Raw genomic sequence first — 24,604 nt, 5'->3', positions numbered from 1 at the left:
GCGGATCGAGTTGAACGACGACCGGCTGACCGCGTTGGGGCGCGAAGCGGACATTCGGGTCCGCTCCCCTCGGGACGCCCAGTTGCGCCCGCGGCGAAAGCCATTGACGGCGGACAGAAGGGGCGCAAGCCGGCATCGGAGCTGCCCCCGCGACTAAAACCTCAATACCCAGGCTTCCACTTTTCCCTTGCCTTTGACTTCGATAGCGCCGCGCGGCTCGAAGATGAATTGGTCCTTGAGCTGTTCGTAGACGGGGCGCGTCACCTGAACAGAGTCGGGAACTCCACCCGACTCCATGCGGCTCGCCAGGTTCACTGTGTCACCCCATAAATCATAGATGTACTTGCTCTTGCCAATGACGCCGGCGACCACCGGCCCGCTGTTGACGCCAACCCTGAGCTTCATCGAAACGTTGTGTTCCATCGCGTGCTCACGGGTAATGTGGACCATGCGGATGGCCATGCGGACCATGCGCTCGGCGTGGTTGGCCACCGGCACGGGCAGGCCGCACACCGCCATATAGGAGTCGCCCACCGTCTTGATCTTCTCGATGCCGAGATCATTGGCGGCAACGTCGAAGCGCGTGAAGAGTCCGTTGAGAAACATCACGACATCGTGCGGCGGCATTTCCGATGTCAGCGCCGTGAACCCGACCAGGTCTGCGAAGGCGACCGTGACCTCGGCGAAGCCGTCGGCGATCCTCTCCTCGCCAGCGCGCAGCCGATTGGCGATCGGTGCCGGCAGGACGTTGAGCAGCAGCAGCTCGTTCTCGCGGTTCTTGTTTTCGATCACGACATTCTTCTGGTGCAGATCCTCAACCATGCCATTGAAGGCCGAGCAGAGCTCGCCAATCTCGTCGCGCGTGCGGACCGGCACGCTGGTCGCATAGTCGCCAGCAGAGAAGCGTTTCACCCCGGCAGTCAGATCGCGGAGGGGTCCGAGCAGCGCATGCGACAGCCAGGAGGCGGTGGCGACGACCACGAGCATCGCCAGTCCTCCGACGAGCAACAGATCCCGGCGGAGTTCGGCGATCGGTGCGAAGGCCTCGGCGCTGTCGATCTTGGCGACGAGAGCCCACTTGACATCGGAAATCGCGAGCGGTCCCCATGAGGCGAGCGTCGGGACGCCACGGTATCCGATGATCTCGCCCGTGCCCTCGACACCGGCGAGCGCGGCACGGGAGGCCTCGGTGTCGACGCGCTGATGCAGCACTGGTGTCCCGTAACGCTGAATGACGGCGATTTCCTCGTCCGAAGTGCCAACGGATTTGAGGTCGGCGAAGAAGTTATCCCGGTTCTCGTAGAACGCCCGCGGGCCAGAGCGCACCAGATAATCGGGCCCGACGAGATAGGCCTCACCCGTGTTGCCGAACCCTTCCTGCCGCCAGCGGCGGCTACCGGTGACGACGTTGTCGATCTCATCATTCGACAATTGCGCGACCAGCACGCCGATGACGACGCCTTGGGCAATCACCGGTGCTGCGATGAAGGCGATCGGCGCGCCGCCTGATGGCGCATAAGAGGCGAAATCTACGAGGCAGATGGCTGACGGGTCTGCGATCTGCGAGCAGCGGGCGACGGCGGCCGCGACGTTGGTGCCGCGGTACGGACCCAATTGAAGAGACGTGGTGAAATCCACCTCCTTCTCGACCGTATAGATCAGGCGACCTGATTTGGGATCGGCAATCATGAAATCGAAAAAGCCGACCGTGGTAGCCGCAGCGCGCATCAATGGATGATATATGGCATGCAGCCTGGAGTATTCGCTCCCGTCGCCAGCGTCGTCGAGAAGCTTGCGCCGCTCCGCCGGGTTGGGATTGTCCACAATGTAGTGATACTGCAGATAGTAGGGGGCAGCACCGACCGGCAGGTAGTCCGACAGGGCTGGCTCCCTACCGAGGGTGCGCGTCATTCCGGGCATGAAGTTCTCAGCGTACCAATCGCCGACCCTCTGCCGCAGTTCAGGCGGCGCGCCTGCCCGGTCGAGTTGGTCGACCGCGGTCCGGAACTCGCGTGTCGCATCGATCACCATCTTGGAAGTGGCAAGCAGGCGCAGTTCCGCCTGGATTGTGCGGAAGTAGGTTTCGACCTGGCGCGTCTTGGTCTGACGGGCGGCCGTGAGTTGGTCGAAGACTGCTTTTTCGAGAGCGTCGCGGGCGCGGAAGTAACCCAGCGCCCCGGTGATCATGACTGCGATCGCGCCAAGAAGGACGAGGGTTGTAAACAGCTTTGCAGCCAATCCCCAGCCCGCGGGGCTGGATGAGCCGGTCACATCTGAAGAAGACATGAGATCTTACTTTGCTTTTGCATCAGGTCTTCGGAAACAGGAGAGTCGGCGTCGCGCCGGACGGCAAGCCAGGATCGTGTTACATCTGTTCCCCCTCTCCCTCGCATATGCATACCAAATTTACCGCGAGACGTGTGCGGGAATGCGTTGTCGGTTTCCCCGTGGGATCGCACGGCAGAAGCGGCCATGGAGAATGGTCTGAGGGCTTGCTTGCTTCTCGTGAATTGCGTTTTGGATGCTACCCCATCCAAAGCCCAAGGTGGCGCGCTTGAACCTGGATAGCAGGTACCGCGGTTCGACCAGGCGTCCGGAAAGCGGACGCGATGCACCCTGGCTTCTGGCGCGATGCGGTTGGGCGAGCAAGATACTGCCAGCGAGCGTGCGATGACCAGCTTGGGAAGACAGGCTACGATCGTGTCTATGGAAGATGCACACAACTCCTTTGGCCCGTTCGTGCTCGACGGAACGGACCGCTTGCTGCGCCGCGACGGGCAGCCTTTGCAGTTGGGACAAAGAGCGTTTGACCTATTGGCGGCGTTGGTCGAGGCGAATGGAGCGGCAGTCGACAAGAACCGATGCGAGTGGGCGGACTTGCCGACACACCATCCTGCCCCGGATGAGTAAATCGACGGGTTGGTCTACTGCTGTCCGATCGCCATCCATTCCGGCCAGCCGGTGCGTGTAGGCGTCAGACATCGCCTCAGGTCCGGATCGCGGTATCCGACGATTCAACTATTCAATCGATCCGCTGATCGCCAGCGCGAGTGGACCAAATGCTTGTGCCTGTCGAACAGAGCCAGTTTGTCGAAATAACCTAGCCGAAGCCCAGCCCCGCAGCCGTCACAGGTGAAGCGAGAAATCGACTTAAACCATGAGCCATTTCGAATGATTGGATGTTTGCAGACCGGGCACTCAAACTGGAGCTCCACGTCGAGCAGATCGTTGGCTATAGGCATGGTCACGCCCCAAACTGCAGATACCTTCCATTAATCCCGGAAGATGACGGGCGTATGTGACTTCAGTCTCAGAGGGGAATTGCGGGCGATTGCATCGGGATTCAACTGCCCCCGGACGAGGCAGGCCTGATGCGGACATATCGGCCGTGCACCGATCGCGAACGGGACTCAGTTGCATCTGGTGAGCGCGCGAAACGGGTGACGCCCACGGAGCGGGTCCAAGGGTTGGGAACCCCAGCTCGGCGAGATCCGCCGATCTCGCAAGGTGGGGGCATGGTCAGACAGCAAGGCCCAACGGCGCAGTCGGTGCGCCATAGTCTGTCACAGGTTATTCCATCTCGAGGATTTCGCCGGTGATGGTCGGCTTTGTAGGTTGCGCATAGTCAGCGCCGAGGCCCCTGCCTGCAGTGGCCTCTGCCTACAGAGACAATGTCTCAGGCGCGTGGGTTCGTCCTGAGCCATACGCCCGGCAGGAAGCCCCGCACAGTTGCGCTCGCGCTGCTTCATTCATCACGAAGCCAGCGCGAGGGCAGTTGACGTTCTCAGATCACAACGAATGAACTTGATGTGATCGCCAGATGTGGGGAAAGCGTGGCGAATTGCGTTTGAGCGGCGCCACCGGCTCCGTCACTGTCGAAATAGAGCGCTCCGGTCGTGCTGTTGTAGACAATATGGTCGGTACTGTCGTGTGCTGCCGTCCCGCCATGGAAAGCACCGCCTGCGAGCGTTCCGACCTTGAGCCCTTTGAAGATAGCATCATCAAGGTAGATCTTGTCCTGCCACGGGTTGAAGTCAGTAATCTTGTCGACATTGCCCGCGCCAAGCGCGGAGTTGAAGACGAAAACATCCTTGCCGCCAAAGCCGGTCAGTTTGTCGGCGCCACCGCCGCCGCTGATGACGTTGTTGCCAGCATTTCCCTGGATGGTCTGGGCGAATTCGTTGCCGGTGAGGTTGATTGACGTGGTGGCAGACTCCTTCGTGGTGCCGAGGACTTCAATCGACGAGCCGGCCGAGAGCGCATGGCTTACAGAGGTCCATATCCTGTCCTGACCCTGGCCAGGGGTCTCGATCACCTTGTCGCCGGCGTTGTCTACCCAGTAATCGTCGTTTCCGGCGTGGCCAATCATGATGTCGGCGCCGCGGCCGCCTTTAAAAATGTTGTTGCCGGCATTGCCCTCGAGCGTCTGGCCGAATTCGTTACCGGTCAGGTTGATTGCCGCTGTGCCGGCCACATTGGTGGTGGCGAGATGCTCGATCGATGAGCCGGCGGAAAGCGCATAGCTCACTGAGGTGAGAACCTTGTCTGTTCCGCCGCCGGAAGCCTCGACAACCCGATCACCAGTGCTGTCAACATAATATGTGTCGTTGCCGCCATAGCCGGTCATCGTGTGCGCGCCGACTGCCTGAAGAAGATCGGCGCCGCTGGTACCGACGACTTTGTCCGTGGTCGGAGGAGTAGGATCGACAGGGGGAGGAGTGGTTGGCGTGGTTGGCGGAGGGGTGGTTGGCGTGGTTGGCGGCGGGGTCGTTGTCCCGGTATGGCTGTTGTGATCCAGGAAAAAAGCCTGCATTGCCGGCGTGTTGCCGAGCGATGTCTCGCCGTTCTGCGAAGACCATTTGTAGACCATGTCAAAGGCAGGTGAAGGAACGAGCTTTGCCCAATGGTCCAACATGGTCTGCTCTTGGGCGGTCGTAGGCATCACATACGAACCGCCCGTATTGGTCGCCCAGCCACCGCCGCCAAACGCCTGATACACCGGAACGATTGCACTCAATGGTATGCCCGCTTTCAGCGCGGCTGCCACAGCTCTATCGATATAATCGAAGTCGACCACGGTCGAGCGCACCGGATAGGGATCTATTCCGTAGAAGTCGATCCCGGTGTTGGCCGGATTATAGGTGTTCGTGTAGTCGGAATTTGTGAATGACCCCATGTCCATCAGAGTGATGAAAGTCTTGGCCCCCGGGAAATGGGAGTGAATCCAGTCTGATTCGGCCTTCAGATTCGCAGCGCTGACCTGGGTATGATATTTACCAGTGGGGTCAGGTTCATCGGTCAGATAAAATCCAAAAACCTTCGGATTGTTGAGGAGAGGCGTCACCTTGTCTATGAAGGAGGCGGTTACACCGTTGCTTTCATCCAGCCAAATCAAGGCCTTGGAGCCATCCGGCAGGGCGTTGACCGATGAGGCGTACTGGAGATCGACTAGGTTGAAGCCGTAGGCTGCAGCTGCTGCGGCAGGGGCGCCGTAGGCGTAGTGCATCGTAGCCATGCGAAGGTTCTCTCTTCTGACTGGTAGCGCCCCACCCCCTGCCTAGCCGAGAGTCTACATTAGCGCCAAATCAAATACGGAAATGCGTTGATAGAAACATTGATCTGAGCCTTGAACACCTCGGCAGCCTCAAGCCAACAAGGCCCAACATCACGCTTGCCTTGCCTAATCGGCGGCATTGTCGGCACCAAATCAAAACCGATACTCACTGACAATCACTGATTACTGGCGTGGTTACTGAGAGCTCAAAACATCGGCGTTAAACCTTCAATTTTTTGGAAGAAACCCCGTTTTTGGATGCTTTGTTGAGCCGATCATCTCTCATGCGACGCGTCGAAACCTTCGAATCTTAATATCCGGCAATTCGACTTACTGAAGGCAGTCGACAGGCGGCGGAAAAGGAACCGCTTTCTGCGCGACATGCGTCTGCCTGCGAACTTCTGTACTGATGTTGAGCCAGGTCATGGTGTCTTGCGACCCCAGTCGCATTTTCGCGGAGATGGCCGGTGGGTAAACGAACCAGGCCAAACCGCTAGCGAGGGAAGGCCACCCGAAGCACTCCTTCAGGCGCGCCTTGCCGGGAGACGACGCGCATCATTTCGGTCCGAGCCGAAGACCCTGCGCGCACGAGTGGAACTCGCTCATTCAAACGGACGAGGACAGCCGGCAAGCCTGACCGTACCGTGAAGCTTGGCATGACAAGTTCCAGGCAGCGGAACCAAGGACAATGACGGCAGGACCAACAGCCGGCCAGCGCGCACGATCGGAGTTATGCGCACGGTCAGGAGACGGGGAATGAATCCGCATCTCGTGTGTGTGGGGGGCGAGGATCACGCCTTTAGAATTCCGTTCCTGCTGTCGATGCGCGAAAGGGGCTTTCGGGTCAGTGCAGTCTCCACCGGCGATGAGGCCGCATTCTTGCGGCATGGCATTACGCATCGTCGTTATGGCTTCGACCGATTTTCCAATGGCAGCAGCGGCGCCATTAAAACGATTCGAAAACTGATGTCGGAGCTCCGTCCGGATATTGTCCAAAGCTTTGACACGAAGCCCAATCTGTTAACACCACTGGCGGTGCGCGGGTCGGTTCCGGTCGTCCGTACAATCAATGGGCTGGGCTGGACGTTTTCATCTCTGGAGCCAAGGGCTCTGGCCCTTCGTCCAGTCTTTTGCACACTGCAGTGGCTTTCGTCATTCTGGACGGCTGCGACAGTATTCCAAAATCGGGACGATCACGCTTTCTTTGAGCGTTATCGGCTGATCGGACGCGGCAGCGGAAGAGTAATCCGCAGTTCTGGAATCGATGTTGATGCATTCGCTGCCGCAACCCATCTCACATCGTCGCCAGAGAAATTGCGCCAAGAGCTTGGGCTCCAGTCCGCTGAAGTTGTAATTTTTGTCGGCCGGCTCACTCGTCAAAAAGGCATCCCGACACTGCTTGAAGCCGTCCCCCGCGTCCTGGCCGCGAGGCCCAATGCCCGTTTTGTACTGGTCGGCCCATGGGAATCCGAGGGTCCGTTTGCCGTCGCCAAATCGGACATCGATCGGTATTCCCCTCATGTCATAGCCTTGGGTCCACGACAGGACGTTGCCGCCCTCCTTGGCATGGCCGATCTATTCGCCTTTCCAACGCAATATCGGGAAGGAGTTCCGCGCGTCCTGCTTGAGGCGGGACTGGCGGGATTGCCGATCGTCGCCTCTAATATGCCCGGCTGCAATGAGGTGGTCGAAGACGGTTGGAATGGATATCTGGTCCCAGCCCATGATGCAGATGGTCTTGCGTCAAGAATAATAGAAATCTTGTCCGACCGCGGCAGCGGAAGGACCATGGGTCATCGGTCCGTCGAATTCGTCAAGACGCATTTCGCGCTGCCGCTGGTGATCGATCAGTATTGCGACCTCTACAATCAGGTCCTTGGCGCCAGATCCCTCGGCGATGCAGATTTGCCTTCGCAGGCTGGAAAGGATGCCGCGCTCGGCCGACTGGGCGAGGTGCGCCAATGATTCGAGACGTGTTGTTGGCCGGCGGCGTCGCGATGGCCTACGCATCTCAACTTGAGATCCCGGGAGCGCCGTTCGGCATCAGCGAACTATTTCTGGCCCTGTGGATCCTCATATCGTTGGGCCGGGTACTTGCGGGGGGCCAACTCGTGGTCACGCCGGCACTTTCCATTCTCAGTGCCTTCTGGGCGATCATGACATTCGCCCTCAGCCTGGGCCTGATCGTCGGCATGCTTACAACCGTTCAGTATCTAGAAGCGCCGATACACGACACGATCGCCTACCTGCTATTGGCCTCCGTCACATGCCTGCTTGCGGCAGATCCGAACGCGGATCGCCATCTGCGCCGCACCTCATGGCTGGTGATCGCAATTGCGAATGGATGTTTTGCTTTCCAGGTGGCACTTGGATTCAATTTGATCCATCAGTCCGGAGTAAACCCGTGGTTCTGGGACCGGTTCACGGGTTGGTCCGACAATCCAAACCAGCTGGCTCTTTATTGCGCACTTTTCGGCCCTCTTGCGCTGCATCTGGCGGTAACAACCCATAGCATGATCGCCAGGGCGTACGCGCTCGCGAGCATTGCTCTCATCGTCTATGTCGGGAGATTGACCAAGAGCGACACCTATCTTTTGACGATCGTTCTGACCGGCTTGATCTTCTTGCTGCTGCGTGTCCGGACCTGGGTCGCCACAGGCGGACAAGCCTCGCTCGGCCGCCAGGTCCTGCTCCTGTCATTGGCTGCTCTGCTTCCTCTTTCAATCTCTGCAACACCCTATGTGCTTGCGGAAGCGACCAGTGTCGAAAACTTTGCCAAGAGCTTGACCAAAGGAGAAGGCGGCGAGGCGACAGCCGAGACCGCCAATCTGCGGATCAACATCTGGACCAATGCTTTGGGCAAGGGCTTGGGCTCCGCCTCACTTGGCCTTGGCCCCGGGCCTCATGTCGACAGGAATGTCGTGACCAAGGAGTTTATCGATCTGCCTTTCGAGGCTCACAGCACGTTGCTTGATACGTACACTCAAGGGGGCATTCTCGCGGTCCTTGCCCTGTTGTGGATTCTTGGCACCGCGGCAATCCAGGCATGGCGCAAAGGCCTCGACGCTCTGGTGGCGCTCGTGTTGTCGATAGGCATCTTCGGCTTCCCGCACCTGGTCATTCGCCACCCGATCGTTTGGTTTTCAATCACTCTTTGCCTGGTTGCCGGGACAGCCAAACCGGTTGCGGCAACTGCACGAGCGGCGGGCCGATAGCATGTGCGGGATTGCCGGGATCCTCCTCGCCCCTGATGCGGCCAGTACAAGGCCGCTGCGGGCAATATCACAAATGACGGCTGCCCTTCGTCACCGCGGCCCTGATGGCGAAGGCTTCTGGAGCGATGGTGAAGCCGGTATCGCCTTCGGCCACAACCGGTTGGCCATTGTCGATTTGTCAGAGGCAGGATTTCAGCCGATGCGTTCGGCAAGTGGCCGATATGTCATTACCTTCAACGGTGAAATATACAATTTCCGCGATCTGCGCCAGGAACTCGAGAGCGCCGGCCATCAGTTCCGCGGAGCATGCGATACAGAGGTTATACTCTGCGCGATCGAAAATTGGGGGCTTGATGCCTCACTCAAGCGTTTTGCCGGCATGTTCGCGTTTGGACTGTGGGATCTGAAGACAAGGACCCTTCACCTGGCTCGCGACCGAATGGGCAAAAAGCCGATCTATGTCGCCCCAACTCGCCATGCACTTGTTTTTGGCTCCGAGTTGAAAGCCATCAGGTGTTTCCCGGGTTTCAATCCGGAACTCAATCCCAATGCTGCCAGGGCCATGCTGTCGCGAGGATGGGTGCCGGATCACAATTGCATCTGGCGAGGGGTATTCAAGCTACCTCCAGGCTCGGTCCTGTCCTTGACGGCCGAAGACTTCGCCAAGGCGCGTCGCACCGGCTCCGTTCGACATCGTGTGCGAGCTTGGTGGTCACTGGCCGAAGTGGCCACAAAAGGCCGACAGAACCCTATGGTCGGCAGCGACGAAGAACTGACGAGTGAACTCGATGCGCTACTTCGACTTGCCGTCAGGGAGCGCATGAACGCCGATGTGCCGCTGGGCGCGTTTCTGTCCGGCGGTGTTGACAGCTCAACCGTTGTAGCCCTGATGCAGGCTCAATCGCAAAAGTCCGTACGCACATTCACCATAGCGTTCGGCGAGCGCGGATTTGATGAGGCTCCTCATGCCGCCGCGGTTGCGCGGCATCTGGGCACAGACCATACTGAACTACACCTTTCGCCGGCCTCGGCGCGCGACATCATTCCAGAACTGCCTCAGACTTGGGATGAGCCGTTCGCCGATGAATCGCAAATACCGACGCTGCTGGTGGCGCGGCTCGCTCGCCAGCACGTTACGGTCGCGTTGACGGGCGACGGTGGCGACGAGTGTTTTGCCGGCTACGCCCGCCACCTTATGGCGGCGCGGGCCAATCGACAGCATGGTATGCCCTCGCCGCTGCGGGAGACCCTTGCGGCGGCCATTGCGCTGATGGCTCGCGCAACCCGTCACAATATTTTCAGCAAGCTGCCGCTTTCAGGGCTTACTCGGCACGCGTTGCGCAGCGATCGTCTGGATCGGCTGGCTCTGCTGTTTTCTGCCGCCGATCAAGAGGAGCTGTATCAACGACTGACAGGCTCATCGACAGCTAATCTAACGCGCCCCGGGCCACGCACATCACTTCGGCGCGCGCCTCAGCTTGATGACCTGCTGTCTCGGCTTCTGTACAACGATATGGCTGATTATCTGCCCGGCGACATCCTGGTGAAACTGGACCGGGCCAGCATGGCCAACAGTCTTGAGGGCCGATGCCCACTTCTTGACCACCGCGTCGTCGAATTCGCCTGGCGGATGCCAGCGAATGCAATGGTTCGCCATGGACAAGGCAAGTGGCTCCTTCGCCAGTTGCTGCGCCGGTACGTTCCTCAGCGACTGATAAACCGGCCAAAGCAGGGTTTCGACGTTCCTATGGCGCTCTGGCTGAGAGGGCCTTTGCGTGCCTGGGCGAGTGATCTTCTGGCTGACATGCGCCACTCCGGACATGAGCTTTTCGACGTGGCAAAAGTTCAGACGTGCTGGCGCGATCACCTCGATGGAAAACGGGATCATTCTCGTGATTTGTGGGCGACGTTGATGTTCCTTGCATGGCGCTACGACGCCGATCGGTCATCAGTGGCATCAACAACCCTGCCGGGCGCGCTTGAGTTGACGGGAGTTTGAGATGGAAGGTTCAATTGTCAGTCGCATTCAGCTTCCGCGCACCACAGAGATGCGTGTAGCAGTGCACGAGACCAATCCACGCATGCGGCGGCGGTTGCGTGAACCGATGGACACGCAGACCCCTTTCGGCCAACTGATCATCACCATCGCGAGGCGGAAATGGTTCCTGCTTGCCATGGTCGTTTTTGGCGGCGCACTTGCAGGGCTTGTTGGCTTTTCCCGCCCGGCTGTGTTCGAGGCGACCACACAGGTGATCGTCGATAGTTCGATGAGGACTGCGCCTGACGGCACAGGTGGTCAGGACATGTTGGACACAAGCATCGACAACCATTTGACCATGCTCCTGTCGCAAGGGCACCTGCGTCGCGTTGTTGCGGCATTGCGCAGGACCGAAGCTGATCAACAGGCTGACGTCGGTGGTTCTGGTTCTGTCGCGCAGGGATCGGCTCCTGAGGCGCCAACGGAAAAGCGTTCGTTTGCAGCCAATTTGTTGGATCGAATCTTGCCGCATGGCAGTGATGATGCAGCAGAACTGAAGACGTTGCGACGTGGACTGCGAGTTGGCCAGGAACTGCGCTCGCGTGTTATCACAGTCGGGTTCAGCGATAAGGATCCTGTGCGGGCAGCCCTGGTGGCCAACACATTCGCCCGGGTTTATGTCGATGATCTCGCACGCAACAGCCAAACCGCCGACAGGGCGGAGCTCGCGTCCATCGTTGCCGCTCTGCCGACGGTCCAAAGCGATCTGGCAGAAGCGACCGATCGTCTGGAGGAATATCGGCTGAGCCATGGCACTGTCGATCAGGGTGCAGCCGACAACGCTGCCAGGGAAACAGCTGATCTCAACCAACAGCTTGCCTTGTCGAAGGCCGATCTCACCACGACAGAGTCTCGTCTTCAAAAAATCCAGGACCTGCAAAAGTCGGGCGCCTCGCCGGCCGCGCTTGCGGACGTCATTGGATCGCCGGCGCTCGCCGACCTTCTGGCTCATCCGGCAGACAATACGGCAGGAAACGATCCCGCGGGTGCGATTAACCGTGAGATCGAACAGAGCATCGCACGTATCGCTGCGGAGGCGAGTACGTACCGTGCCCAGATCGCGGCGCTAGAGACGCGCAAGAATGTCCTCGAAGCCGTAGTAACCGACACTGCGGGCCGACTTTCAGGGATGCGCGCACTTGAACCAAAGGTTACCATCCTGACGCAGCGATACAATGAGCTCCTGACCAGACAACAGGATCTGAGCCGGCGCATTGCAAACCCTTCGTCGGGAGTTTCGATAATTTCGGCGGCATGGCCGCCGACGAACCCCAAGAGCCTCTCGCCGATCTACCTTATTCCACCCGGCATGGTCGTGTTTGGTCTTATTGGTGGCATCCTTGTCCTTCTCGGCAATCGTCTCAATCAGACTTTGCGCGGTGAGGCGGAGACTGAAGCAGCCCTCGGCTTTCCCTGCCTGGGATTGCTCCCGAAGGTCTCAAGACCCAGTGCCAGGCGCCTGCAACAGCTGGTTCTTGGGCAGCAGCAATCAATATACAGCCGGGCTGCAATTTCCCTGCTGGTCAATGCGGCACCGCTTCAGGCAAGGGGCCGTTCGTCTCAGGTTGTCCTTGTTACGTCCAGTGACCAAAGCGATGGGAAGACCGAGCTCGCATGGAGCCTGGCCCTCGCGGCAACGCGCCTGGGCGGCCGTGTGCTTTTCATCGATTTGGATCGCCACGACGCGCGGCTTACGAACGATTTCGTGAGCGAGTTTAGTATTTTGAAACCGCATAGATCCTTTGGAGACTATGCGAAGGGGCGCTGTGATCTGGAGGGTGTAATTTCGAGCATGCCTGAGATCGGCGTCGATTTCATGGCCGCGCCGGCGCTCTCGGATGACCTCCTGAAGTTGCTGTTCACAATGGACGCACCGCGACAATTTATGGACAGGCTGGGCTCAGTCTACAGCCTCGTCGTCCTGAACGGACCACCGGGCCTGGGGGGCCCCGAATCCCGGCTGCTGGCGGGTTGGGCGGATTCCGTTCTGTTTGCGGTGCGCTGGGCAAAGACACCGCGCAATGTCGCACGCGGTGTCCTCGAATTGCTCCAGCCCGAGGAGCCCGGATATGTTCCTGTCGGAACCGTGCTCACGCAGGTCAACCTCAAACAGCATGCAGCGTATCGCTTTGGGGACAGCGGCGACCTGCTGCTCGTGGGGGCATGACAAAGGACGGTTGCGGAAAATGATCATTGAGCTCTTCGGACCGCCCGGATCAGGCAAGGCAGCCTTTGCTGATGCGCTTGCAGGACGGTTGCGTGGACAAGGCTACCCTACGAGGGTTGTCCACAGTCGTCAGCGCAGAAAGAGGGGGGGCAGTGTCGACCTTGGAGTATTCCTATTTCTTTTTAGAGTCGGGGCGGCAATATTTTCTGCCTTTAGTGTATTGCTATCACCGAGAGGCTTAGCGAAGTATCTTTCGCTTTCACTTGCCATGATAAGAATTATTCCGCCAAAGAAATTCATATGGCGGGCTAGGGTGTGGCAACATATTCTGAAGCTTTCTCACACTTGGGATGAGGCGAAGCAATCCGAAGAAATAATAATATTCGAGCAGGGATATGTTCAGGCAGTTGCATCGCTGGCGATTTTCAACGGAGCGGCTGATAATATTGCAATCGCACGGACGCTAAAACTCACGCCGGTGGCGGATTTTACGCTCAGAGTTGTTCTGCCACGTCCCATCGTGGAGACACGCTTGCGGGAGCGGATGAAGCACGATGCTCCTGCTGAGCGAATTCTCGATGCGGATCTTGACACAAGCATGCGAGCGTTTGGCGTATTTCAAAACATAAATGATATTCTGCTCGGAAACGAAAGGAATATTCTTCCTGTTGAGACGCTCAATGATCGGTCGTCGTTGGCGAGCATTCAGCGCATCGCACGAAAGATAATCTCAAAGATTCAGCACGATGGGGTCAGATATTTGCCACGCGGCGAAGCTGGCCATCCAATGCTTGGAGGTGACGTAGGATGCTATATTGAGGAGTGTGGAGGTACGATAACCGCTCAAAATGTTGCAACTTCCCTTGCAGCTGCAGATACCATTTTGCCGAAGAAGGAAGATCTGACCCGTAGCCTCGGCTATGCCGCCATCTTTGCTCTTATGATCTATGTCGCAGGCGCAGGGCTGACCAGTCTGGCGCAGTTGCTGATTGCGCGCATCGTCGGCTCCACCAGTTATGGCATCTATTCCTATGTCCTGTCCTGGACTTCGGTTCTTGCCTATCTCGCAACGCTCGGCTTCAACGTATCCTTGCTGCGCTTCGTATCCGCCTATCGTGCCCAAGGTCGACTTGACCTGGCGCACGGTGTAATCCGGTTTGCTGTGCAACGATCGCTGGCGGTGGCGACTCTATTCGGTCTGACTGGCGCCACTTTCATCTTTTTGTTTTCTGGTCCTTCCAACAAGGAACTTGAGATCAGCCAGCTTCTCGGCATGGCAGCCGTGCCTTTGGTCACCGCCTCCGCATTGGGGGCTGCACTTGTTCGTGCATTCGGGGGCGGGGTCTCAGCCCTTTTGCCCGAACGCATTGTGCGCGACGGGTTGTTGTTGACGTTGCTTGGAGCTGCTGCCCTGTCCGGCGCGTGGACCTTGAATGCGCCATTGGTGATGCAAGCAGTGCTGACAAGTTCGGGTGTAACGGTCGGACTGGTATTCGTAATGGCCACAAGGTTCCAGCCTCCCGGTTTGCGGCGCGCTGAACCTGCCGACGCATCGAAAGACTGGTGGGCGGTGGTTCCGCCTATTATGCTCATGGCCGGGCTCGATGTCTTTATCAACAGGGCTGGGGTCATGGTGCTGGGCTGGACTGGGCATATCCGTGACGCGGGCATTTTCGCCCTGGGCCTCAACGTGGCGTTGCTCGTCAGTCTTGCCCTGGTGGCCGTCTCCACAATGTTTTCGCCCACTGCAGCTACCCTCTATGCTCAAAACGATCGCAAAGCCCTGCAGGCGCTGTTTTCGCGAGCGACCTTGCTTTCCGCAGCCGGCGCCATAGCGATGGCGCTCCCGCTGCTTGTGATCGTGCGACCTCTTTTGAGTTGGTTTGGTGAGGATTTCGGCACAGGGGCGCCGATCGCGCGCGTGCTGATGCTCGGATATGTCTTCGTTGCACTGTGCGGACCCCAGTTGAACCTGTTGACCATGACCGGAAATGAATGGGCCGCGGCCATAACCATGATAGTTGGCGCGGCGATTGGCATCATAGGCTGTGCGGCGGGCATTGAAATCTACGGTTCACTGGGTGCGGCAGTGGGGCTCGCGCTTGCCCTTGTGGTCTGGAACATGGCGATGGCGATTTATATTCGCAAGCGACTGAAGATCATTCCCGGGCTGATCTTTGCATTGATGTCACTCAAGGCGCGCCCGCTCGCAAGTCACCAACGGCACTGGTTCTTGCGCTGACCTGACGGCTTGGAGCTACGGTGCCAAAGCGTTCGCGGTCGCTCGAATTGAGGGCGACGCAAACGGCAAGCGAGCTATTCCTAACTCCGGGCGCTCTCGACATTTGTGAACCTTTCTCGGGTTGAGGTCGTGGACGGCAGACCTCATGCAAACGCACGATGATGCGCCTCGATGCGGCAATCACTATTCGATCAGCGCTCGGCGGGCTTTCTATGGCGCTGTGGCCATGACAGATCAGGCGGCCGATCAGCCCCCAAAAGCATGACGCGATCTGGGAGATGGCAATGGAACAGGCGAGAAACACCAATTCATCGCGCCTGGCATCGTTAGACCTGTTGCGATTGGTTGCGGCGCTGGCGGTTGTGGCCTTTCACTATCTTTTTCGCGGGCCAATAACCGGGGATGTCGACGTTGGATATGCAGCCGCTGCACCGTTTGCCATCTACGGCTATCTCGGCGTCAGTGTGTTTTTCCTGATCAGTGGCTTCGTCATAACTTGGTCGGCCGAAGGTCGGACCTGGCAGGAATTCGCAGTCGCGCGCTTTGTCCGGCTTTATCCTGGATTCGTCGTCTGCATGACCGTGACGTTCGTCGTTCTCTCAATCGCCAACGACCCCCGTTTTCCGACTAATGTTTCGACCTATGCCGCCAATCTTTCCATGTTCGCCCGCGCATTCCACAGGCCATCCATGGACGGCGTCTACTGGTCGATCATGGTCGAGATCGTGTTCTACAGCTGGATCGCACTGCTCATGCTTGCGGGTGCGTTTCAGCGCTGGAAACTAGCCATCGTTGCCATCTGGCTCGCAGTTTCGGCAGGAAATGAGCTTTTCCTCGGGAGCACGGCAATACGAGTTCTCTTTATCACCGACTATGCGCCTTTCTTTGCCTTCGGTATTCTGGCCCAACAAATCGTTGCAAAAGGTCGTTCGCCGGCGGCGCTCATCCTTCTTGCAGTTGCATTCCTGGTGTCTTGCCAGACGATCAGGTTTGATCAAGGCTGGATGCTGGAGCATCACGGTGTAGCCATTTCCTATCCTGCTCTCTTTGTAGCCAAAGCTGTGGTTTTCGGGATTTTCGTAGGCGCAATACTTATCCGTTCCATGATAACACCTTCAAAGACCGTCCTGATGCTCGGCGGATTGACTTATCCGCTTTATCTTTTGCACCAGTATATCGGTTACATCTCGCTTAACGCTCTGGCCCCGCAGATCGGCAAGAACGCCGCGTTCTTTGTCGTCTTGGCCACGGCTCTCCTTGCCTCGTTCGTGGTCTGGCGTTTCATCGAGAGCCCGATACGCAAGCCGCTCATCCGCGCATTGCTGTCTGGGATGGATCGCATCTCCCCGATTGGATCGGCGAGCGCTCGAACCAATAGCCGCGTCGCGCCGACATAGAAGAGGCTCTGCCCGAAGCAGCCGGCAACAGGTCACGTCTTGAACGGGGTGGGACGAGATGAGCTGGGCGGGGTTGGACCCGCGGTCAATGGTTTACACAGGCATGAGGTTTTGTTGTTCTGCCGAGGCAATAGTATCGCCTCCATGAAAGTGTCGATACCATTCGACAAAACGCTGAACACCGTCCTCGAGGGCTGTAGAGGGAGCGAAGTTTACGGCGCTGCGAAGATCGCCGACATCGGCGCGAGTCTCCAGGACGTCGCCGGGAGGCAAGGGCACATCTGTGCGAAGAGCCCGACGACCAAGGGCAGTCTCGATGATTGCAATCAGCCGGTTGATCTCCTCGGGCCGATCATTGCCGATATTGTACACACGATATGGCGCCGAGCTCGTAGCCGGATCCGCTGCGCAACCATCCCAATTCGGTTCGGCACGCGGCGGGGCGGCGAGCACTCGAACCACTCCCTCGACGATGTCGTCTATGTAGGTGAAATCTCGCCACACACGACCGGCGTTGGCCACTGCGATCGTTTTCCCTTGGGCGATTGCATGAGTGAACGCGTAGACCGCCATGTCGGGCCTTCCCCACGGCCCATAGACGGTGAAGAACCGCAATCCTGTCGTGGGCAAGCCGAACAGATGACTGTACGAATGCGCCATGGCTTCATTTGCACGCTTGGTCGCGGCATAGAGGCTGAGGGGGTGGTTGGCGCCGTGGTGTTCGGAAAACGGTATGGTTTGATTGGCGCCGTAGACGGAACTCGACGAGGCGTAGACTAGGTGTTTGACGCCGGCGTGCCGGCAGCCTTCCAGGACATTGAGAAACGCCACGATGTTGGACTGTACATAGGCATGCGGGTCGACCAGCGAATGACGCACGCCCGCCTGGGCAGCCAGGTGAACAAAATGCGATGGACGAAAGTCGTAGAACAGCGACTGCACAGGCAACCGATCCGCCAAATCCAGACGCATCGGAGTAAACCCCGGCTCGGCGCACAGGCGCGCAAATCGCGCTTCCTTCAATCTTGGATCGTAATAGGGGGTGAAATTGTCCACCCCTACGACTTCCGCACCGGAGCGCAAAAGCCGCCAAGCGACATGAAATCCGATGAAGCCCGCTGCGCCGGTGACGACGATCGGTCCTTTCCGCGACAGTTGCAGGATCGCGCGGTCCGATGGGGCCGGTCCAGATTTTGCCTCCGCCGGACCGGACCTGTCGCGTTGACCATTGCCCACCCTGTGGCCCTCGGAATTCTGTCCGACCATGTCGAAATTTTCCCCCCTCAAGATTGAGCTCGTCGAGCTGGCCGACCGTGGCGCCGTGGCAGGCTGGGAGCTGCGCGAGGGCAGCTCCACAGCGGCCAGAATTCCGAGTGACGCCGCCTCGCGATCGAGACGGCAACCCTCACGGCAATACGGAAATACGCCCCAGAAGAGCCACCAGTTCCCCTTGGCGTTTTGTGTCGGTCTTGGCGAAGAGCGACGCCAGTTGAGACCTGATCGTGGTCCGGCTAAGCCGCCAACTGCGGGCGATTTCCAAGGGCGCATCCCCTTGGGCCAAGCGCATGGCGAGTTGGGTCTCCGCACTCGTCAGGCCGAACATCTTTTGCAATGTCTGAGGATTGGCCGACGATCTGTTCTCGCGGTCCAACAATGCCACGATGCTCGTTCCATCAGGAGCAACGACCCCCCCTTCATTGAGTACCACCGGCCGGTCGCCGGCGCTGCGGATCACAACCCATGACAGCGAGCCTGGCAGAAAGTTGGCCGGAACATTCGCAACCAGGCGCCTTAGTGCGGCCGAAAGCTCGGCGGCTGTACCAGCCGCTTCATCCTGGCGTTCGAACGTGTCCTGAGCGGCGGCGTTCCATTCAACCACCTTCTTTTCGCGATTCAGGACGAGATACCCACAGCCGATGCGGTCAAGCATGCCGGTGACGGATTCCATGCCGCGGCGCTTCGAGTCGCCGACATCGGCCAACCTATCTGGAGCGCGCCCCGTCGTACGCGTCACGCAACCATATTTATTCCCCAAGACAACATACCGCCCGCCCGCAACGGTGTCGTTGCGCCTATCAATCAGAGACATTGTTCCTACCCCAAGCCCAGTGTTTCTACCCGACGGAAACTCTTCGATATCTCCTGCGTTTTTCCTTTGTCGAACGGATAGTAATCTGGTGCTTGGGTGTGGCAATCCGGCAGTGGTACTAGTTAGGCGGTTGCCTCCTAGCCTCGACGGACTAGACCGAAAGATGTAGACTGGTGCATGGGATCGCATTTGCGAAGGTTGGGTTTCGGCTTGCTGGGTACACCTTTAGCTCACGTGGCTTCAATATTGGTGCTTGTTGCCACAATTATATTCCAAATAACTGGCATAATTCATACTGGTCTCGGGCCAAGTTTTATTGAAACTATTCCGGCGATAATTGTCATCGTGTATCTTGAAGGTCGTCGAGCCGCGATCGCTGCGACGCTGGCGATCGCCGGCGCCGGCCTATGGGCCCAGAACATCCTTGGCGGTCGGATCTCCAATGAAGACTGGTTGCGGGCAATCTACCTTCTGGTGTCGGGTGGCGTGATAGCCTTTGTCTTCCACCGGCTCCGACAAGACCTGCGAAAGGCGGTGGAGGTCGCCGAATCCAGGCTCGCTGCTGTCGAGGCAACCGAAGGCCGCTTTCGGTGGGCATTCGAACGTGCGGCCATGGGCTTTGCCAACGCCAATGAGAACGGTGAGCTACTGCAATCCAACAGACGCCTGTGTGAGCTGACGGGTTATACTGAAGCGGAGCTCGCCCAATTGCGGCTTGTGAGCCTTGTTCATCCCGACGACCGGGATTCGATGTTGATATTGATTGAAGGTCAGGGCAATGCCACGACCCCTTCCGGTGCTGAGGTCCGTTTGTTGAGGAAGGATGATACGACATTCTGGGCTCGGGTAGTCCTGTCTTCATCCCGGCCTGACGGCGTCCTTTCGGGGGGTATGTTCGTGGTGGTCGACGATATCTCGGAGCGACGAACGGCGCGCGAGGCGATCCGGGCGCAGAAGGAGCGGCTTTCTCTCGCGCTTTCTGCTGGCCGCCTGGGCACTTGGCAAATCGACCTCACCGATGGAACTGTCACAGGTTCCGACAAATTCTGGGACACTCTAGGCCTGCCTCCAGCCGCCAGCCGGCCCTTGCAAGATCTTGCTGCTGTCGTGCACCCGGCGGACTGGCCAAAGCTGGCAGCCACGACAGAACCTGCCTCCACTACTAATCACGATATCGAGATACGCGTCCGGCGAGCGGACGGAAACATCCGCTGGATAGCTCTGCGTGGGCGCGAGGAAAGACATGATAACCATCTGCTGCGCATCGGGGTAGCCGCTGACCTGACAGAGCGCCGGCAGACCACGCTGCTGCGCGCAGCGGTAAAGAAGCGGGAACGCGTAATGCTCGAACAACGCCATCGGTTCAGCAATCTTTTCCCGGTGATCACCGCGCTGGTAAAAATGGTCGATTTTCCCGAGAACAATGTCGCCAAATACAAGGAGGACCTGATCGATCGAATTAGAGCCCTTGAAGCGACCCATACGCTGCTTTCACGCCGCACCAGCGCTTCGGTGCTGCTCGACGATCTGGTTGTCCGGGAACTGCAACTCTACATGGGAACACGCGATATCGTGGTCGACGGCCCTGACATCATATTGTCAAGCGGTGCGGCAGAGAGCTTTGCAATGGTGGTTCACGAGCTGACGACGAACGCCGTAAAGCACGGCGCACTTGGCGAGCCAGGAGGCCGGCTCGAGGTTACCTGGTCCTTCGCTCCAGAAGGTGAGGGAAACGATATCGTTTTCCACTGGGTGGAATCGGGCCGACGCAAGAAGGCCAAGATGATCGGCCACGGCTTTGGTTCAATGATAATCGGGATCGATGGCGCACCCCTTATCGGCCACTCCTCCAAACTGGAGATATTGGACCACGGGTTGCGGTACTCGCTGCGCCTGTCACAGCATGAAATCGAATCCTAGCTCGCGTTTTTCGAAAGCCAATTCTGCAGCACAAGGGCTGCTTCGGTCCGGTTTCGCACTCCAAGCTCACGCATTATGGCAGCAGCATGGATTTTTGTGGTCGCTTCGGCGATGTCAAGATGGCGAGCGATCTCCTTGTTTGAATAGCCTTCGGCCATCAGCTTGAGGACATCCCTCTGCCTCAAGGTCAGCTTGCTAAGACTGCCGGTCCCGGTCCCGGTCCGCGGTTGAGTTGAGGCTCTCTCGGGCGGGGGCGCGTGTAGCCCTTGGCCTGCAGAAGTCCGCGACAAGAGCGCCGGAACGTAGATGCGGCCTGACAAAATTTCGCTCACCGCCAAAACGACTTCTTCGTCTTTTTGCGACTTTACGATGTAGCCGTGAAGGCCGATCGACAGAGCCGTCAATATTTCCGAACGTGAATCATTGCCCGAAACGATTGCGAAGCGCGTATCCGGGTATGTCGACAGAACGTCGGCGAGCACCTGCTGATTGAACAGCCCCGGCATATTCAGATCCAGGATCGCAAGATGTATGGGAGCCTGATCCGCCAAGAGGCTGACCACCGCATCGAAGCATGCAGCCTCAAATATCTCTATACTCGGAATGCCGGCGCTTAGCGCCAGTCGCAAGCCGCGACGATACAGACCGTGATCGTCGGCAATGACGATTCGATACATTGCATTACCCCAACCCGTACTCGAGCCCAATGAACAAGGACGATTGGGCCCTTGAAACATCCCTTACGATTGGGAGACCGATCGGTGAGAGGCATTCAGAAGCGTGGCCAACCACTCGTCGAACCAACCCAAGCAATGTTAGCAGAACCCGCGTATCGCTAACTATCACTTTTGCTAATGTAATACTAAATAGCGGAAAACTCTCCTGTTTTTTTTAGATGTCGTTTAACCATGTTGAATTAGCCCTACCTAGCGTTGTGGAACGCCCGATTCTAAATCTCGCTAATTCGGCCCCAACTAAGGAAATTTCGCTGGGATTTTCAGCGTCTTGCTGGAGTTCGGCAGACCGTTCCAGCAGTCGCAAAAATCCTTGGTTTTGGGGCCTGGGAAGTCACGGACGTTTGAATATCTCTTGGCAGACATTGATGGCTCGCCGCCGTTCGGGGCAGGCCTCAGCCTGACCGACCAACCTACCTTCAGCACGGCTATTGAACACCAGAAGTGTTGGATCACTACCATTCGATTGCACGACGACATCCAGCCAACGGTCACTTACCGTTCCTCCTATGATGCTCGGATTGACGCGCGGGGGTCGGCAAGAATTTCAACCGATCTTCACGTTTGAAAAGACCCAAACGCGCCTTCCCGGACACCACCATCGACTTGGTAATAAATCAGGAGGATCGGATGAAAGCGGTTATTCAATGCGGTGGGATGGGAACGCGCCTTCGCCCCTTCACATCGGTCCTGCCGAAGCCCCTCATGCCGATTGGTGCTCGCCCCGTGCTTGAGCTGCTTTTGAAGTGGCTGCGGCGCAATGGCATTGAAGACGTCTATATCACAACCGGATATCTCGGCCATCTTATCCGCAGCGTATGCGGCGATGGTTCGCAATGGAACCTGAAGATACGATACACTCAAGAAATGGAGCCGCTCGGCACCATCGGGCCACTCTCGCTGATCAGGGATGAACTGAGTGAACCCTTTATTGTGCTCAACGGCGATGTTCTGACCGATCTCAGCCTCAGCCGATTCATTGCGGCACATCGCAAGCACAAGGATCCGGTAACGATCGCTACCGCCAACCGCCTGATCAAGATGGACTTTGGCGTCATCGACGAAGTCGACAATGCAGTCCAGATGTTTCGCGAGAAGCCGACGCTTTCTCATCTCGTGAGCATGGGGATCTACTGCATGAACCCCGATGTTCTGAAATTCATTCCGTCGGGTATTGCATTCGGATTCGACGATTTGATGCTGCAGATGATGCAGCAAGGCACGGTCGTCCACACCTACAAGCACGAAGGCCTGTGGCTCGATATTGGTCGCGTGGACGACTTCCAAAACGCCCAAGCCATTTCCTGGGAAGAGCAATCGGCTTCGATCGAGGTTGCCGCGGCAGCGGCCTGACAAATCACGTCACGAGTTCAAATCACCAATAATAGTCTAGGAGGACATTATGCTCTTGGTCAGTGCCCCAATTTTGGGTGTCCCGGAGAAGGCAGCTCTATCAAAAGTCATCGATAGTGGCTGGCTGACCATGGGAGAGCAGGTGCGAGCCTTTGAACAGGCCTTTGCCAGCATGCATGGCGCAGAGGACTGTGTGGCGGTCAGTTCCTGCACAGCAGCACTTCATCTCATTTTGCACGGACTTGGTATCGGCCCTGGTGACGAGGTTCTGGTTCCCTCGCTCACTTTCGTGGCAACCGCGAATTCGGTGCTCTATGTCGGCGCCACTCCCGTCTTCGTCGATATCGAATCGGCCGACGTGCCGTTGATGTCGCTTGCGGAAGCGGAGGCCCGCTGCACACCGCGCACCAAGGCAATAATTCTCGTTCACTTTGCAGGGTACCTCGCCAATCGGGAACAATGGCAGAGATTTGCCCGGGCCCGCGGATTGCACATCATCGAAGACGCCGCGCATGCTCCTGGCTTGAAGGAGGTAGGGACGTTTGGCGTCGCTGCCGCCTTCAGCTTCTATGGCAACAAGAACATGACAACCGCCGAAGGCGGGGTTGTCATTGCCAAAGATCCCGAACTGCGCGAACGGATTCGCCAGGCCCGCGGGCACGGGATGACCACCGGAACACACCAGCGGCTGAACAGCCGAACGCCCCAATACGACGTGACCATGCTCGGCTTCAATTACCGCATGGACGAGATGCGGGCAGCAATTGGACTCGTGCAGCTGCAAAACCTGCAGGAATGGAATGAGATCAGGCGCATCCTGGTCGTACTTTATCGGCGGCTCATTGCAAAACACTGCCCGGCGGTGACAGTTCCGTTCAGCGAACCGCGCAAGTCCGCATACCACATCATGCCGATCCTTCTGCCGCGCTATGCCAACAGGCAAGACGTCATCGACGAATTGCGCACGCAAGGGATCCAGACCACCATTCACTATCCGCCCGTGCACCAGATGACGCTCTACCGCGAGCTCTCCCCGGGGACCCACTTGCCGCGCACAGACGACTTTGCTCAACGTGAGCTGACAATTCCACTTCACCCCCAAATTACATCGCCCGTCGTCGAAGCGGTTGTGGAAGCTCTGGCAGCGGCGGTGAACAGCGGCGCTCAGGCAGGAACAGCCGCATGAATGCAACGGACCGATCCCTTCATCGGCGTTTCGTGCCAAGCTCGGCCCATGGGCTTGCGAGACGCTCGATCGACATAGCGGTAGCCAGTGCTGCTGTCATCCTATTCGCACCACTGATGCTGCTGATTGCAATTGCTCTTCTAGTCGAAGGCGGCCGTCCAGTTTTTTTTGCGCAGACACGCATCGGCGCAGGAGGTCGGCCCTTTCGCATGTACAAGTTTCGCAAGTTCGATGTGCGATGCGATCCTCACGGTCTCGCGCTGACTGTCGCCGGGGACACTCGCATGACGAGAATAGGCCGGATCCTCGCCGCGACAAAGTTCGACGAGTTGCCGCAACTGTGGAATGTCCTCAGGGGCGAGATGGCAATTGTTGGGCCGCGACCGGAAAGCCTCGCCTTCGTGGATTGCTTCCATAGCGGCTCGGAGGCCGTTCTGGGATACAAGCCCGGCTTGCTCGGTCCATCACAGGTTCTTTTCCGGAACGAGGCCAGTTTTTATCCTCAGTCGATGGATCCGCTGCTGTACTACCGGGAGGTGCTGTTTCCCGCCAAGGCCATGATCGACCTGTCCTATTACCCCCGACGCACGCTTGCATCCGACATTGTCTGGATGGCACGCGGTTTTCTGGCAATTCTTGGCCGGGTCCCGCCGCTGCCGAATGGGCGCTCTGATGACCTGCAAGACCAGCGTGTGACATAGGAAAGAGG

The 24,604-nt window shown here is 58.1% G+C and carries 15 protein-coding genes; 10 read left to right on the top strand and 5 right to left on the bottom strand.

The annotated features are described in order from the left end of the window. Positions 1-153 precede the first annotated feature (153 nt). Both AC04SG_RS28710 and AC04SG_RS28705 read right to left on the bottom strand, forming a co-directional pair. Entirely contained in the window at positions 154-2,286 is a 2,133-nt protein-coding gene (locus tag AC04SG_RS28710; RefSeq protein ID WP_488553798.1) for an adenylate/guanylate cyclase domain-containing protein, read from the bottom strand. A gap of 1,498 nt (positions 2,287-3,784) precedes the next feature. Then, entirely contained in the window at positions 3,785-5,515 is a 1,731-nt protein-coding gene (locus AC04SG_RS28705) for a calcium-binding protein (protein WP_488553797.1), read from the bottom strand. 795 nt (positions 5,516-6,310) lie between these two features. On the opposite strand from AC04SG_RS28705, the gene AC04SG_RS28700 reads away from it, so the two are divergent. The 6 genes from AC04SG_RS28700 (at position 6,311) to AC04SG_RS28675 (ending at position 16,613) form a co-directional block, all read left to right on the top strand. Beyond that, positions 6,311-7,519 carry a glycosyltransferase family 4 protein gene (locus AC04SG_RS28700; protein ID WP_488553796.1) on the top strand — a complete coding sequence of 403 codons (1,209 nt, stop codon included), beginning with the start codon at positions 6,311-6,313 and terminating at the stop codon, positions 7,517-7,519. Further along, on the top strand, positions 7,516-8,769 hold the full coding sequence (locus AC04SG_RS28695) for an O-antigen ligase family protein (RefSeq protein ID WP_488553795.1): 1,254 nt from the start codon (positions 7,516-7,518) through the stop codon (positions 8,767-8,769). The genes AC04SG_RS28700 and AC04SG_RS28695 overlap by 4 nt, the downstream gene beginning before the upstream one ends. Before the next feature lies 1 nt (position 8,770). Continuing rightward, on the top strand, positions 8,771-10,768 hold the full coding sequence (gene asnB, locus AC04SG_RS28690; protein ID WP_488553806.1) for an asparagine synthase (glutamine-hydrolyzing): 1,998 nt from the start codon (positions 8,771-8,773) through the stop codon (positions 10,766-10,768). 1 nt (position 10,769) lies between these two features. After that, positions 10,770-12,974 (top strand): GumC family protein, encoded by a 2,205-nt coding sequence (locus tag AC04SG_RS28685; RefSeq protein ID WP_488553794.1) that lies wholly within the window; start codon positions 10,770-10,772, stop codon positions 12,972-12,974. Between the two features lie 19 nt (positions 12,975-12,993). Further along, a complete protein-coding gene (locus AC04SG_RS28680; RefSeq protein WP_488553793.1) occupies positions 12,994-15,216 on the top strand; it encodes a lipopolysaccharide biosynthesis protein in 2,223 nt (740 codons plus the stop codon). A gap of 284 nt (positions 15,217-15,500) precedes the next feature. Beyond that, entirely contained in the window at positions 15,501-16,613 is a 1,113-nt protein-coding gene (locus AC04SG_RS28675) for an acyltransferase family protein (RefSeq protein ID WP_488553792.1), read from the top strand. A 93-nt stretch (positions 16,614-16,706) separates the two neighbouring features. Here the strand turns inward: AC04SG_RS28675 and AC04SG_RS28670 are convergent, their stop codons facing one another. Further along, entirely contained in the window at positions 16,707-17,774 is a 1,068-nt protein-coding gene (locus AC04SG_RS28670; RefSeq protein WP_488553805.1) for an NAD-dependent epimerase/dehydratase family protein, read from the bottom strand. 244 nt (positions 17,775-18,018) lie between these two features. Then, complete coding sequence (locus tag AC04SG_RS28665) at positions 18,019-18,561, bottom strand: helix-turn-helix transcriptional regulator (RefSeq protein ID WP_352586382.1); 543 nt, start codon at positions 18,559-18,561, stop codon at positions 18,019-18,021. 318 nt (positions 18,562-18,879) lie between these two features. Between AC04SG_RS28665 and AC04SG_RS28660 the strand changes: the two genes are divergently transcribed. After that, positions 18,880-20,622, top strand: coding sequence for a PAS domain S-box protein (locus AC04SG_RS28660; protein ID WP_488553791.1), 1,743 nt, complete (start codon positions 18,880-18,882; stop codon positions 20,620-20,622). Here AC04SG_RS28660 and AC04SG_RS28655 read toward each other — a convergent pair. Then, positions 20,619-21,299 carry a LuxR C-terminal-related transcriptional regulator gene (locus tag AC04SG_RS28655; protein WP_488553790.1) on the bottom strand — a complete coding sequence of 227 codons (681 nt, stop codon included), beginning with the start codon at positions 21,297-21,299 and terminating at the stop codon, positions 20,619-20,621. The genes AC04SG_RS28660 and AC04SG_RS28655 overlap by 4 nt on opposite strands. A gap of 687 nt (positions 21,300-21,986) precedes the next feature. Between AC04SG_RS28655 and AC04SG_RS28650 the strand changes: the two genes are divergently transcribed. From AC04SG_RS28650 to AC04SG_RS28640, 3 genes are read left to right on the top strand one after another with little or no spacing between them, the layout of a single operon-like run. After that, the gene (locus AC04SG_RS28650; RefSeq protein ID WP_488553789.1) at positions 21,987-22,709 is read left to right on the top strand and encodes a nucleotidyltransferase family protein; all 723 of its coding nucleotides are present in this window, start codon (positions 21,987-21,989) and stop codon (positions 22,707-22,709) included. A 49-nt stretch (positions 22,710-22,758) separates the two neighbouring features. Next, a complete protein-coding gene (locus tag AC04SG_RS28645; protein ID WP_112559398.1) occupies positions 22,759-23,895 on the top strand; it encodes a DegT/DnrJ/EryC1/StrS aminotransferase family protein in 1,137 nt (378 codons plus the stop codon). After that, positions 23,892-24,596: a sugar transferase gene (locus AC04SG_RS28640; protein WP_488553788.1), complete on the top strand. Its 705-nt coding sequence runs from the start codon at positions 23,892-23,894 to the stop codon at positions 24,594-24,596. The genes AC04SG_RS28645 and AC04SG_RS28640 overlap by 4 nt, the downstream gene beginning before the upstream one ends. Positions 24,597-24,604: the final 8 nt, after the last annotated feature.

It is taken from the genome of Mesorhizobium sp. CNPSo 4684, assembly GCF_057784315.1.
Note: the sequence above shows the minus strand (reverse complement) of the source record. Positions and strands in the feature narration are given on the sequence as shown.

What these genes read in the sequence shown, in the direction of transcription:
- AC04SG_RS28710 (WP_488553798.1), bottom strand. Translation starts at nt 2,286, where the DNA reads ATGTCTTCTTCAGATGTGACCGGCTCATCCAGCCCCGCGGGCTGGGGA.
- AC04SG_RS28705 (WP_488553797.1), bottom strand. Translation starts at nt 5,515, where the DNA reads ATGGCTACGATGCACTACGCCTACGGCGCCCCTGCCGCAGCAGCTGCA.
- AC04SG_RS28700 (WP_488553796.1), top strand. Translation starts at nt 6,311, where the DNA reads ATGAATCCGCATCTCGTGTGTGTGGGGGGCGAGGATCACGCCTTTAGA.
- AC04SG_RS28695 (WP_488553795.1), top strand. Translation starts at nt 7,516, where the DNA reads ATGATTCGAGACGTGTTGTTGGCCGGCGGCGTCGCGATGGCCTACGCA.
- asnB (WP_488553806.1), top strand. Translation starts at nt 8,771, where the DNA reads ATGTGCGGGATTGCCGGGATCCTCCTCGCCCCTGATGCGGCCAGTACA.
- AC04SG_RS28685 (WP_488553794.1), top strand. Translation starts at nt 10,770, where the DNA reads ATGGAAGGTTCAATTGTCAGTCGCATTCAGCTTCCGCGCACCACAGAG.
- AC04SG_RS28680 (WP_488553793.1), top strand. Translation starts at nt 12,994, where the DNA reads ATGATCATTGAGCTCTTCGGACCGCCCGGATCAGGCAAGGCAGCCTTT.
- AC04SG_RS28675 (WP_488553792.1), top strand. Translation starts at nt 15,501, where the DNA reads ATGGAACAGGCGAGAAACACCAATTCATCGCGCCTGGCATCGTTAGAC.
- AC04SG_RS28665 (WP_352586382.1), bottom strand. Translation starts at nt 18,561, where the DNA reads ATGGAATCCGTCACCGGCATGCTTGACCGCATCGGCTGTGGGTATCTC.
- AC04SG_RS28660 (WP_488553791.1), top strand. Translation starts at nt 18,880, where the DNA reads ATGGGATCGCATTTGCGAAGGTTGGGTTTCGGCTTGCTGGGTACACCT.
- AC04SG_RS28655 (WP_488553790.1), bottom strand. Translation starts at nt 21,299, where the DNA reads ATGTATCGAATCGTCATTGCCGACGATCACGGTCTGTATCGTCGCGGC.
- AC04SG_RS28650 (WP_488553789.1), top strand. Translation starts at nt 21,987, where the DNA reads ATGAAAGCGGTTATTCAATGCGGTGGGATGGGAACGCGCCTTCGCCCC.
- AC04SG_RS28645 (WP_112559398.1), top strand. Translation starts at nt 22,759, where the DNA reads ATGCTCTTGGTCAGTGCCCCAATTTTGGGTGTCCCGGAGAAGGCAGCT.
- AC04SG_RS28640 (WP_488553788.1), top strand. Translation starts at nt 23,892, where the DNA reads ATGAATGCAACGGACCGATCCCTTCATCGGCGTTTCGTGCCAAGCTCG.